At 44.9% G+C, this 13432-nt stretch carries 10 protein-coding genes; 8 read left to right on the top strand and 2 right to left on the bottom strand.

Annotated elements, in window-relative coordinates; translation table 11 throughout:
• Positions 1-105: 105 nt before the first annotated feature.
• The 4 genes from AC4EG4_RS03590 (at position 106) to AC4EG4_RS03575 (ending at position 3314) form a co-directional block, all read left to right on the top strand.
• Positions 106-684, top strand: a complete 579-nt coding sequence (locus AC4EG4_RS03590) for a TlpA family protein disulfide reductase (protein WP_490986921.1) — start codon at positions 106-108, stop codon at positions 682-684.
• An 11-nt stretch (positions 685-695) separates the two neighbouring features.
• Positions 696-1802: a trans-sulfuration enzyme family protein gene (locus AC4EG4_RS03585; protein WP_490977684.1), complete on the top strand. Its 1107-nt coding sequence runs from the start codon at positions 696-698 to the stop codon at positions 1800-1802.
• A gap of 90 nt (positions 1803-1892) precedes the next feature.
• Positions 1893-3044 carry a PDZ domain-containing protein gene (locus tag AC4EG4_RS03580; RefSeq protein ID WP_490987178.1) on the top strand — a complete coding sequence of 384 codons (1152 nt, stop codon included), beginning with the start codon at positions 1893-1895 and terminating at the stop codon, positions 3042-3044.
• Between the two features lie 12 nt (positions 3045-3056).
• Positions 3057-3314 carry a CsbA family protein gene (locus AC4EG4_RS03575; protein ID WP_490977685.1) on the top strand — a complete coding sequence of 86 codons (258 nt, stop codon included), beginning with the start codon at positions 3057-3059 and terminating at the stop codon, positions 3312-3314.
• 20 nt (positions 3315-3334) lie between these two features.
• Here the strand turns inward: AC4EG4_RS03575 and AC4EG4_RS03570 are convergent, their stop codons facing one another.
• Positions 3335-3640: an AzlD domain-containing protein gene (locus AC4EG4_RS03570; protein ID WP_490986920.1), complete on the bottom strand. Its 306-nt coding sequence runs from the start codon at positions 3638-3640 to the stop codon at positions 3335-3337.
• Positions 3640-4332, bottom strand: a complete 693-nt coding sequence (locus AC4EG4_RS03565; RefSeq protein WP_490977687.1) for an AzlC family ABC transporter permease — start codon at positions 4330-4332, stop codon at positions 3640-3642. The genes AC4EG4_RS03570 and AC4EG4_RS03565 overlap by 1 nt, the downstream gene beginning before the upstream one ends.
• A 138-nt stretch (positions 4333-4470) precedes the next feature.
• Between AC4EG4_RS03565 and AC4EG4_RS03560 the strand changes: the two genes are divergently transcribed.
• From AC4EG4_RS03560 to AC4EG4_RS03545, 4 genes are all read left to right on the top strand, one after another.
• Positions 4471-5097, top strand: coding sequence for a TVP38/TMEM64 family protein (locus tag AC4EG4_RS03560; RefSeq protein WP_490977688.1), 627 nt, complete (start codon positions 4471-4473; stop codon positions 5095-5097).
• Positions 5098-5176: 79 nt separating this feature from the next.
• The gene (addB, locus tag AC4EG4_RS03555) at positions 5177-8653 is read left to right on the top strand and encodes a helicase-exonuclease AddAB subunit AddB (protein ID WP_490986919.1); all 3477 of its coding nucleotides are present in this window, start codon (positions 5177-5179) and stop codon (positions 8651-8653) included.
• Positions 8631-12239, top strand: a complete 3609-nt coding sequence (gene addA / locus AC4EG4_RS03550) for a helicase-exonuclease AddAB subunit AddA (RefSeq protein ID WP_490986918.1) — start codon at positions 8631-8633, stop codon at positions 12237-12239. The genes addB and addA overlap by 23 nt, the downstream gene beginning before the upstream one ends.
• A gap of 10 nt (positions 12240-12249) precedes the next feature.
• Positions 12250-13428: a DUF418 domain-containing protein gene (locus tag AC4EG4_RS03545; protein ID WP_490986917.1), complete on the top strand. Its 1179-nt coding sequence runs from the start codon at positions 12250-12252 to the stop codon at positions 13426-13428.
• The last annotated feature ends 4 nt before the right edge of the window (positions 13429-13432 follow it).

Genomic DNA, 13432 nt, shown 5'->3' with positions numbered 1-13432 from the left:
CGGCTGTTTTTTAGAGTTCTATCATCCTTCACATTTTTAATTTAATATAGTGGAACAAGACGTCTTATTTATCGTATGATGAAAATTGAATGGAGTGAATAACAGATGCCTAAAAAGATTATTGGCTTATTGGTGCTTGCTGTTATGGTTGGAATTGTAATCGTAGGTGCTGTTCAGAATCATACGGCAGAGTCTGAGGCGCTCGATAATATGGCTCTCGGTAGTGATGTAGATTTTTTGCCGACGAACGAAGGCTTGGCTAAAGGCGAACAAGCCCCAGATTTTCAGTTGACCACATTGGATGGTGAAGTGGTGACTTTATCAGACTATAAAGGTCAAAAAGTATTATTGAATTTCTGGGCGACCTGGTGTCCGCCTTGCAGAGCAGAAATGCCACATATGCAAACTTATTATGAAGAACAGGCAAAAAATGAAAACGTCGTAATTTTAGCAGTCAATTTAACCACTGAAGACAGGGGACTCGGAAACATTGAGGATTTTGTTGAAGAGTTTGGATTGGAATTTTCCGTTCCAATGGATGAAGAAGGCGATGTTGGCTCGACCTACCAAGCAATGTCGATTCCAACTTCGTATATGATTGACACTGAAGGGCGTATTCAAAATAAAATAGTGGGTCCGATGGATTTGTCCATGATGGAGCAGTTAGTCGATAATATGGAATAGGGGATAGAACAATGACATCAATTGAAACCAAATCAGTTCATACCGCAACAATGAAGGAACGGACAATCCAATCAAAAGTGATGCCGCTTTACCAAACCTCAGCATTTTCATTCTCTTCGTTGGAAGAACTGGAAGGCTATTATGAAGGAAACGGTACGTATTTGTATTCTCGGACAGCAAATCCAAATACTGATGCTTTGGGCCAAACAGTTGCAGATTTAGAACGGGCACCAAAGGGTGTTTCAGCATCTTCAGGAACATCAGCCATCCTTGCTGGGATTTTGGCGGTTGTTAAAGCAGGCGACCATATTTTGGCCGCTCAGGATGTCTACGGCGGTACCTTGCATTTGTTGAAAGAAGAGCTGGTCTTGATGGGAATCAGAGTTCATTTTGCTGATTTTTCGAATATTAATGAGCTGGAAAAAATTTTAATCGGTACACCGGAAATTAAACTGGTCTTCAGTGAATCGATCACCAATCCATTTTTGCGCATGGAAAATATTGAAGCCCTTTGTGAACTGAAAACACGCCACGATGTTCGCATAATGATCGACAACACATTCGCAACACCTTACACAATGACCCCATATGCACTTGGAGTGGATTTGGTCGCTCATAGTGCAACAAAGTATCTAGGTGGCCATAGCGACGTTACTGCAGGTGTTTTAGTGGGAGATACAGAACTGATCGGCATTGCTGAAAAGCGAGTCGTGAATCTCGGGTTGAACTTAAGCCCTTTTGAAGCATGGTTAACCATTCGCGGCATTAAAACCTTGGCCCTTCGAATGAAAACACAAACAGAAAATGCTCAAGCGATTGCCACATTCTTAGAAGGCAAAGCACGCGTCTGGTATCCGGGGGCAGGAGCAATTGTATCGTTCGAATTGCCGGAAGCAGTCGATGTATCGGTGTTCTTTTCTTCACTCGGGTGGATAAAAATTGTTCCGACTTTGGCGGGCGTAGAGACAACCGTTTCGTATCCATATGGAACTTCACACAGAGCGCTGTCGACAGAAGAAAAAGAAAACATTGGTGTTACACGACAAGTGATTCGGCTGTCTGCAGGAATTGAAGGAATCGAAGATATTTTGGAACAATTGGGCGCCGCTTTCGTTTAACTGAAAAAGAACTGCAGTAAGCCGGTTTTGTTTGGTACAATGAGAGGTAGCTTCAATTGCTGGTGATAGGATGGTGTAAGTACAGTGATAATGGATTTAGTATTCGCGATTGGTAGATTTTTTGTAAATCCGATTTTATACATAGCATTGCTTGCCGCAGTGTTGTTGGGATATTATCGAGTAAAAAAAGAACGTAAAATTTTCAGGATTCGGATTGTCTACGGACTGACCGAATTTAAAAGGCTCGTAAAAGATGGGTGGTTATATGCCCTTATCTTTTCTGTCCTGTTTGCAGGAATCGGGCTGGTTGTCCCAATCGGATGGCTGATTGCTTTGAGCATCGTGTCTATTCTATTGATGGTGACGACTTTTTATCAGGCTGGTTCATTTATTTACTTGGCGGCTGCAGCCGTTGGGCTAAGTTGGTTGTTTCATGCCAATGGATGGTCGGTGAACTTTGGTCTATTCAGTTTTGAAGGAACAGCATTTGCCTTTCAATGGTTGATTCCAGTGGCACTTATCGCAGGCGCACTTGTGTTCGCAGAAGGAAAAATGATTGATAAAGCAGCAGCAGAGGCTGCATCTCCACGATTGCATAAATCTGGACGTGGCTTAAAAGCAGCAGCATATATCTCGAAGCGCTTGTGGCTATTGCCCATCTTATTGGTGGTGCCAGGTGAATTAATTGATTCCTATGCGCCTTACTGGCCGCAGTTACCGATTGGCGAAACAAATTTTTCGCTGATTTTGTTCCCGTTCATTTTTGGGTTTCTGGGCCGTTCTCAACGCACCTTGCCGGTTTATCTGTATCCAGTGGTTGGTAAAGCCGTTTCGAAACTAGGAATTGGTATTATTGTAATCGGGTTGCTTGCATTAGCATGGCAGCCATTGGCAATTGCCGCTTTGGCAGCCGGAGTAATTGGAAGAATTGCGATCTCAGTTTATTTTGCGCTGAAAGAGCGTGGCGGCAATTACGCCGTTACTCCGCAAGCTCAAGGAGTTATGATTGTAGATGTGCTGCCAGGTTCTCCAGCTGACAAAATGGGCTTGCTGCGCGGGGAAGTGATTCGCAAAGTGAACGGCATTGCAATTGCAAACGAGTCAGAGTTGTATGAAGCAATCCAAGTCAATGCGGCTCATTGCCGTCTGGAAGTACTGGACCATAATCTGGAAGTTCGCTTGCGCCAACATGTTATTTTCCGTCACGATCATCATCGATTGGGATTATTAGTGGTCAATTAAGGAGATAAACAAATGGAATCAATGGTAACCAAGTTTTTTCTGTCACTGCTGGTGCCCGGGCTGCTCGTCATTTTATTTACGAGAGTTACGTTTAACCACATTGTTGCATTGATTTTGACTGTGGCACTGATAGCAGCAGCTGTTTACGCGGGATACACGCAAACGTGGCTGTTGTTCGTTGTGAATGCGGCTTCTCTAACTGCCGGATTCTGGTATTCCACAAGAATGTTCAATCGCAGAAAAAAAGCCGAAGCTCATGAAAATGAGTGACGGCTTTTTTTTGCGTAGCTTCAAATAAATATACTGTACACTGCCAGCACGGCGATTGACCCAAGGACGACAATCATCACATTGGCGCCTGTAACAGCAATGCCAAATGCTGCAATGGCACCAATTATTCCAAACCAGATATTTTCTTGAATAAAAAAGATTGCTGGAAAAATCAATGCCCCTAAAACGGCATAGGGAATATTCCGCAGAATGTTCTGAAGGGATTCAGGCAATTTGCGCCCTTCCAGAAATGTCAGTGGAATAGCACGAGGGAGATAAGTCACCACGCCCATACCCAGTATCATCCACCAATACCATGAACCCATTACGCTTTCACACCTTTCCGTGAAATCCATTCAATGAATATGGCTGAGGCCAATGTAGAAACCATAATAGCCCAACCTGTAGACAGCCATTCGGTGAAGAAAAACAAGGAATTGATCAGTCCGGCAATGACGGCGAGGCTGACTACTTTCCGATTGCCGCGCATCGAAGGCACCAATAGGCCAACGAACATCGCATAAAGCGCAATAGACATGGATGCCTGTAAAAATTGAGGCAGGTTGGCACCGATTAAGTGGCCGACTGCGGTAAAGACAATCCAGCTGCCATAGGCGATGACAATAACGCCAACAGCAAAAGCCGTGCTCAATTTAGTGCCTTTTTGAGTAGCCAATACTGAAAACGATTCATCCGTAATTCCGAAAGCATACAGCGCTTTTTTCCAACGATCATCCGGCTGCATCTTTTCATTAAGCGAAGCCGTCATAAGAAAATGGCGGATGTTGACGATGAAAGTGTTTAGCACAATTACTGCTGGCGCAACCCCCGCAGTGATAAGAGATAAAGAGATATACTGGGCTGCGCCCGCGTAAACAAAGATGCTCATTGCTGTCGCTTCCAGCAAGGAAAGTCCAGTTGTCTTAGCCAACAATCCGAAGGTCAATGCTATCGGAAAATAGCCGATCGCTATGCTGGTCCCAGCCTTTAATCCAGCAGAAAATTCACGTCCGTCCATTTTTCTCGCTCCTTATGTATAGGTATTTCCTTTTCCAAACTCCCTGAAAGAGTGTAAAGTAATTATAATAGCATATCATATAAACATTTTCGTTTTGAAGAGCATTTTTAAAATTTTGCATTTTAAAGGAATGAGCCTATGTCAGAGTTTTTTTCCATGGAGAATATTGTTGAATTGACCCAATCTTACCGGGCATTTGGTCCGTTGATTGGCTTCCTGCTTCCATTCATCGAAGCCTTTTTGCCTTTCCTGCCATTGTTCGTTTTTGTTTTTGCGAATGCAACGGCTTATGGACTTTGGCTTGGCTTCTTATTATCATGGGGCGGTTCGGTCTTAGGTGCTTATGCAGTGTTCTTATTGGTTCGCAAATACGGCCGTGCACGCTTTATGAACTTCATGACACGGCATGAAAAGGTCCAAAAGTTGATTCACTGGGTTGAGCGAAATGGATTTGGCCCGCTGTTCCTATTGCTGTGCCTGCCTTTTACACCGTCTGCACTTGTTAACTTAGTAGCAGGCTTATCAAATATTCGAAAGCATTATTATTTATTGACTGTCATGGCTGGGAAATTTGTGATGGTGTTTACGATTTCTTATGTAGGCTATGACCTGCGTGCTTTATTCACCCAGCCGGTGCGGACAGCGATTGTTGTCTTGGTAATCATATTGTTGTATGTTATCGGTAAAATTCTGGAAAAACGATTAAATAAAAGAGTAGAAGCCGATTTTCGATTAGCGAAAGAAGAACGCGAGAAACACAAGTGACAATAGATTAGTGAAATTAGCAATCAACTTTGCTTAGTTGTATAATTAGAACAAACGTTCTTATTTGGAGGGTGATTGAATGTCTTTGCGCATTGTATACGGCAGAGCGGGGGCGGGAAAAACTCGTTTTGTTCAGGAAGAAATTGTCTCTGAGTTACAGCGGCAGGCAGACGGAGAACCGATTTTCCTTATTGTGCCGGACCAGATGTCGTTTTCCACAGAGTATCGACTTGCTGCCTCCTATGGCATGAATGGCATGATCCGTGCACAAGCTGTTACTTTCAAGCGGCTTGCGTGGCGAGTATTGCAGGAAGTTGGCGGCATCAGCAGAAAAGAAGTGGATACGTTCGGGTATCGCATGCTGATCCGCAGCTTGCTGGAGGACCATCGCGACGATTTTCAATTGTTCCGCAGAGCTGCAGGAAAACGCGGCTTTACAGACCAAATTGAACAACTGGTGAAGGAGTTTGCTCGCTACTGTGTGGATTGCGGGGAGTTGAGCTCAATTCGCTCGTCATTGACGGAAGCAGGTGCTCCAAAAACATTACTCGACAAAGCGGAGGATTTGGAATTGATCTTGACAGAGATTGAAAATCGCCTGGGCAAAGTATTTGTAGATTCCGAAGGCCATTTAGCTTTATTGAGTGAAAAAATTCCTTATTCCGATTTGGTAAAATCGGCGACAATCTATATTGATGGATTTGTCACGTTCACTGCAAGAGAGTACGAGATTCTCTTCGAATTGATGAAGCACGCCAAATCAGTGACCATCGCGCTTCCAATGGATGAACAAACAGATCCACTCGATGAGCAGGCTTTGTTTTACCAGTCTGCCAATACCGCCCGCCGCTTAAACGAGCAGGCTGCCAAAGAGGGCATTGAGATTGAACATCCGGTGCACCTCAATTTGCCTCGCCGTTTTGCGCACCAGGAGCTCGAGCATATCGAACGGCATTTCGATGATTACCCGACACCGAAAATTCAAGGCCAAGGCCATGTATTATTAGTCGAAGCAGCAAATAGACGTGCTGAAATCCATTCGGTTGCGCGAAGCATACGAGATCAGGCAAGACAGGGGTTTCGCTATAGTGAAATTGCCATCTTGTACCGGCAGCCGGAAATTTATGATGAATTGATTAATACCATTTTTCCACAATATGACATCCCCTATTTCATCAGTCAAAAAAAATCGATGCTGCACCATCCTCTGATTGAGTTCAGCCGGTCGGTTCTTGAAGCGGTTGTTTCCAATTATTCGTACGAATCGGTGTTCCGTGCCGTCAAAACAGATTTATTCTTTCCGCAGGGACCTCTATCAAAATGGCGGGAGCGCAGTGATTTATTGGAGAATTTTGTCATTGCCAATGGTGTATACGGAGAACGCTGGTTTGAAGAAAAACGGTGGTTCTACAAGAAATACCGCGGTCTGGAATTCCATACATCAATCCAGACGGATGAAGAATTGGCAGCACAAATGGAACTTCATGCGGTCCGTGATTTGATCAGAGAGCCTTTGGCGCAATTAAAAGAGCAACTGAAACTTAGCGGAACCGGAAGAGACGTTGCAGAAGCCTTATTCCTATTTATTGAGAAGATGGATGTTTACGCAAAAATTCAAACCTTAAGAGAGCGGGAAGAAACCGAACATCGCTTGTTGGCGGCTACTGAACATGAACAAGCATGGAACCAGTGGATCGGTGTATTGGATCAGTTTGTGCTGATGTTCGGCGACAAAGAAATTGACTTAGCAACAGCTGTCAAAGTTTTGGACGAGGGATTCGAAACGCTGGAGTTTTCCCGCATCCCGCCTTCATTGGACCAAGTGACAGTGTCGAAGATTGATTTAGCGCGTTTAATGGATATCAAGTCGGTATTTGTTATTGGTGCCAATGATGGGGTATTGCCAAAACGTATTGAGCAAGAAGGCATTTTGACCGATGTAGACAGGGACTGGTTTGCACAAATTGGTTTTGAACTGGCTCCAAATTCAAAAATGCGTTTAATGGATGAAACTTATATGGTCTACCGTGCGTTTACTTCTGCTTCAGAACTGCTGACGGTCTCGTTTCCAATCGCAGACGAAGAAGGAAAAGCACTGCTTCCTTCTCTCTATATTCAAAAACTCAAGGATATGCTGTCAATCGACTTAACTCCTGCAGTCATTGATCCGGAAGAGCTTCTGGACACGTCGCCACTTGCTTATATTTCGCATCCTCGGGCAACTCTGGCTTATTTGACATCGCAGATTCGCAGCGGGGAATTGACAGCTGAATGGCGTGCAGTTTTAAACTATTACCGCGAAGATCCATACTGGTCTTCGGTCATTGAACGAATTCTGGCGCCAATTAAACCAAATACAGCAGATCCCCTGCGCCCAGAAATTACTGAGCCATTGTACGGCTCTCCAATTTCATCCAGTGTTTCCCGTGTGGAAACTTATTATAGCTGTCCGTTTGCACATTATGTTACTTACGGTTTGCGCCTTGAGGAACGCAGCCAGTATAAATTGGCGGCTCCCGCTATGGGAGACCTGTTCCATGCAGCAATCAAATGGATTTCAGACGAAGTGTTAAGGCTTGGCGTTTCCTGGTCATCCTTAACGCAAAAACAGTGCCAGAATTTGGCCAAAGAAGCGATTGAGCAGCTCTCTCCATATTTCGTTAATCACATTTTAATCAGCTCCCACCGCTACCGATATATCCAGCACAAGTTGGAAGGCATCATCCGCCAGACAGCATTTATGCTCAGTAAGCACGCCAAAGTTTCCGGATTTGTGCCGGTTGCTTTGGAAGTTGGTTTTGGACCCCAAGAAACCATTCCGCCACTCGACATTCCGTTAAACAATGGCCGCAAAATGAATGTCCGCGGACGGATTGACCGAATCGATTCGACTGAAATTCACGGCAAACCGTATTTGCGCGTGGTCGACTATAAATCGTCCAAGCAGGGGCTCGATCTCAGCAATGTTTATCATGGTCTTTCCCTGCAAACGTTCACGTACCTGGATGTGGCATTAACCCATTCGGATCGCTGGCTGGGGGAAGAGGCGGAACCAGCAGGCGTTCTATACTTCCATATGCATAATCCAATGCTGAAATTGACGAAATTAATGACAGCTGAAGAACTGGAAGAAGAAATGGCTAAATCGTTTAAAATGAATGGATTGGTTGTCGAAGATCCAGAAGTGATCCAGGCGATGGATGATGGGATTGACGGTTACTCCAATGTTATCCCAGTCCGGCTCAATAAAAGCGGTTCAGTGTCTGCCTCCCAGTCGAAAACAGTCATTAAAGAAGACATGCAAGCCATCCGCCGATTTGTACGCGGCAAGCATCAACATGCCGGAAATGGCATACTCGAGGGCAATACAAGCATCACGCCTTATAAAGTAAAAGAGGATACGCCTTGCCAATTTTGTTCCTACCGTTCCGTATGCCAATTTGACCCGTCAGATCCAGAACAAAGCTACCGCAAACTCCCAGCTTTGTCGCCGGATAAAGCAGTAGAGTTGATCAGAAAGGAGACCACTGAAGATGATACCGAAAAAACCGATTGATGCCACGTGGACCGATGAACAATGGCTGGCGATTTGGGCAAAAGGCCAGGACATGCTCGTGTCCGCTGCAGCCGGTTCAGGGAAAACAGCCGTCCTGATCAACCGAATGATTGAAAAGGTGCTGGCTGAACAAGACCCCATTTCAGTGGACGAGCTGTTGGTCGTTACTTTCACCAATGCATCTGCTGCTGAAATGCGGCATCGCATGTCGACTGCATTGGAAAAGGCAGTGGCAGAGAATCCAGAATCAAGCCACCTAAGAAAGCAATTACGTCTGATCAATAAAGCCCAAATCTCTACACTGCATTCTTTTTGTTTACAAGTAGTAAAACAGTATGCTTATTTACTTGAAATCGATCCAGGATTCCGAATTGCTGGAGACACCGAAGCGGCTTTGCTGCGGGACGATGTACTCGAAGCAGTGCTCGAAACAGCTTATGAAGGTGAAGGGGCAGAGGCGGTATACCGTCTGGCAGACAGCTTTACTTCCGACCGCAGCGACCAGGCAATGGAAGTACTGCTTAGCAAGCTATATGATTATTCGCGTGTGCACCCTGACCCCGAAAAATGGCTCGAGCAAGTACCGAGCTTATACGATGTGCCAGTGTCAGCATCCGTTGACGAACTGCCATTTATCGGAGACTTAAAACTAACGATACGGCATGCTTTAGAAGAGGCCTTGCAGCTTACGCAGGAAGGCCTGCAATTGTCCTTGCAGCCGGATGGTCCTGCTTTGCTGGAAGGAACATTTAAAACAGATGCTGAAGTGATCCAAGCGGCTATTGCTGCTTTAGAAACTTCTTGGAACAGCCTTTATGATTTTTCACAGTCATTCCAATTCGAAAAAGCAGCGAGCATCAAAAAGGATTCCTGTGACCCTGCAATTGCAGAAGAAGCAAAGGGGATGCGCAATGAAGTGAAAAAAATTGTCAGCGGTCTGTTTGATGCTTATTTCACCCGCTCACCAAAGCGCCTGCTTGATGAAATGCGCGAAATGGCTCCCATGATGAAGACGCTAGTGGAACTGACGCAAACGTTTGCCGAGCAGTACAAAACCTTGAAGATCGACCGGGCTTTGGTTGATTTTTCTGATTTGGAGCATTATGCGCTGGAAATCTTATCGGACAATGGCAAAGCTTCTGCCATTGCAACAGAATATCAGGCGCGGTTTAAAGAAGTGTTGGTGGACGAATACCAGGATACCAACCTGTTGCAGGAAACGATTTTGAAACTAGTGAAATCGGGTGGTGAACACGACGGCAATATGTTTATGGTAGGCGATGTAAAACAATCGATTTACCGCTTCCGTCTCGCTGAACCGATGCTGTTTTTAGGGAAGTATTCCCGTTTCCGCCATGATGCCGAGTCTACAGGTCTGCGCATTGATTTAAATGCAAATTTTAGAAGCCGTAAAGAAATACTGGACGGCACCAATTATATCTTCTCGCAAATTATGGGCGAGCGGGTTGGAGAAATCGACTATGACGAGGCGGCAGCTTTAAAAGCGAAAGCTCCTTATCCAGACCAGCAGATTCCAATTGAATTGGCCTTGATTCACGAACCGGAAACGGAAGAAGAAGCAGTGGATGAGGACATGGTGAAATCTCAATGGGAAGCGCGCTTTATTGCCAAGAAGATCAAAGAAATGATGGAACAGGAAATGTTGGTAAATGACCCATGGACACAACAGCAGCGCAAGTTGGAATATCGGGATATTGTGGTGCTGATGCGCTCTATGACCTGGTCTGGAGATTTTGTGGACGAATTTAAAATGGCCGGCATTCCCTTGTATGCGGAGTTAACTGGCGGCTATTTTGATGCGCTTGAAGTCATGATCATGCTGAATACACTGCGCGTCATCGATAACCCATACCAGGACATTCCACTGGCTTCCGTTTTGCGGGCACCGTTTATCGGATTAAATGAAAATGAATTGGCTGAAATCCGCTTGGCGGCTCCTCAAGCCTCGTTTTACGAAGCAGTAAAAACTTTCATGCGCACTGGCACAGGAATTGATCCTGCGGCGGCTGAAAAACTGCAGCGCTTCGTTATTCAGTTGGAAGGGTGGCGCAATCAGGCTCGCCGGGGCTCGTTGGCTGAGTTGATTTGGCAAGTTTATTTGGATACAAATTATTACGAGATGGCAGGTGCGATGACCAACGGCAAGCAGCGGCAAGCTAATTTGCGCGCTTTGCATGACCGTTCACTGGAATACGAAAAAACCTCATTCCGCGGCTTGTTTCGTTTTTTGCGTTTTATTGACCGGATGCGGGAGCGAGGCGATGATTTGGGGACAGCGAAATCACTGAGTGAAAAAGAAAATGTGGTCCGGCTTATGACTGTCCACAAGTCAAAAGGGCTTGAATTTCCTGTAGTCTTTTTTGCAGGTACGGGCCGTTCGTTTAATGAAATGGATTTCCGCAAATCCTATCTATTCGACCAAGATTATGGATTGGCCGTCAAGGCGGTCAATCCGGATACGAGAATTGAATATACGTCGTTGCCTTTTCTGGCAGTAAGAGAAATGAAGCAGCTGCAGATGAAAGCAGAAGAAATGCGAGTATTGTACGTTGCGATGACACGAGCAAAAGAGCACTTGTATTTGACCGCTTCGGTAAAAGATATCGATAAGCTCTTTGAAAAATGGAAAGTCAGCACCAACGAAGTCCGGCTGCCGGATTTTATGCGTTCACGTGCCAAAGGCTATTTGGATTGGATTGGCCCGGCCGTTGCGAGACATCCGGATGCGGCGGAGCAGCTGAATGTGAATGGCAATATTCTCGATCATTCATCCCGTTTTCATATTGAAATCATCGAATCCCAGTCTTTGCTTCCAGGAATTGTGAATTTGGTTAAATTGCTGGAAGGGGAAGAATCGAATGAAAACTATCACAAATTAGTCAGTGACCGTTTTAATTATCAGTATCCGCACCAAGGAGCGGTTGAGAAGCGGTCCAAGCAGTCCGTGACAGAAATGAAACGGCTGCAAATGCTGCAGCGCAATGATGAACCTGAATCATTCATTCAAACGGCAAAACCTGAAAGAACAATGTTGATGCACCGTCCGGATTTCATGACGGACAAGCGCTTGTCAGCATCTGATGTGGGAACCGCTGTACACGCGGTTATGCAGCACATTCCATTGAACAGAACGATGGACGCTGCTGAAATAGGTGAATTTATCGAAACGCTGGTAGGAAAGGAAATTTTGTCTCCTGACGAAGGCAAAGCCGTAAAAGTGGAAGAAGTCGAACGCTTTTACGAAAGCCATACTGCGGAACGCTTGCGAGCAGCCAAAAATATCAAGCGAGAAGTTCCGTTCACATACGCCAAACAAGACGCAGATGGGGATCATCAAATCATTCAAGGAATCGTCGATTGCCTGTTTGAGGAACCGGATGGCTGGGTGCTGCTCGATTATAAGACGGACCGTGTAACGCATATGAGTGATGTGGATAAAGAAATGAGCGAGCGCTATAGTGTGCAGCTGACTGTTTACCGGGAAGCCGTGGAATCGATTCTTCAGATTTCGATTAAAGAAAAATTGCTGTATTTATTTGCGGCAAGTGAGGAAGTAAACATTTAGGAGGAATATTTTGAACTTACAACCAGTTTCTTTAAATGAACGTGTAAAAGCCATTGATTTAATGAGAGGGTTTTCGCTTTTTGGCATTTTGGTCATTAACATGCTGGCTTTCCATTCGCCTTTGTCTTATATAGATCCTTATAAATGGTTTAATGGAAATCTGAATGAAGGGATATATTTGTTTATTGATATTTTTGTTCAGGCAAGCTTCTATCCCTTGTTTGCCATGTTGTTCGGCTATGGACTGGCTATGCAATTTATGCGTGCTGAAGCCAAGCAGCGCCCTTTTATTCCAGTAGCAGTTAAGCGCCTGTCAGTTCTTCTGCTGTTTGGCATTATCCATGCCTTTTTAATCTGGTATGGAGATATTTTGATCACCTATGCCATTATGGGCTTTCTGCTTATCGGAATGATCCGTTTGCCATCAAGCTGGTTAATGGGCTTTGCAGCCATCATCTATGCACTGCCTCATTTGTTGCTGTTGGGGGTCATGTTCATCGCGGCAGCAGCAGATCCAAATACGTATGTAGGGTACATGGAAATCGAGAGTTCGATTCAGTCTTACCAGTCCGGCAGTTTTGCAGAAATTTTTAGCCAACGCTTGCAAGATTGGACCTATACGAACAATTTCGTCGGCTACATTATTTTAATCGCGACCATCTTGCCGTTTCTGATGATCGGTGCAGCTGCCGGAAAATGGCGGCTGATTGAACGGACGCAGGAAAAACGCAAACTATGGCTGTTTTTAGCCATTGTTCCATTGCTGATCGGCTTGTTGTTGAAGGCTGCGCCATTTCTATTTGAACCAAACTATGCCTTTGTCTATTTGCAGGATATTTTTGGAGGACCGCTTGTAGCAATTGGCTATGCAGCCATTATCGCTTTGCTGGCTCAAAAATCCAGCTTGCAAAAGCTATTATCTCCGTTAGCGAAAGTCGGACGGATGTCACTAACGACTTATATTACCCAATCGGTATTGGCAACATTGATTTTTTATTCGTACGGCTTTGGTCTTTATGGGCAGGTAGATTTGTTGACCGGAACTTTGATTGCCATCGGAATTTTCGTCGTTCAGTTGATTTTCGCAGAAATTTGGTTTGAAAAATTTTCAAGAGGGCCGCTTGAAAGTGTCTGGAGAAAATGGACATATGGAAATAAATTCGAAAAAACTAACAATTCAAAACCGTGAATGT

Source organism: Planococcus sp. TJ-201, assembly GCF_058268495.1.
This window is presented reverse-complemented; position numbering and strand designations above follow the sequence as displayed.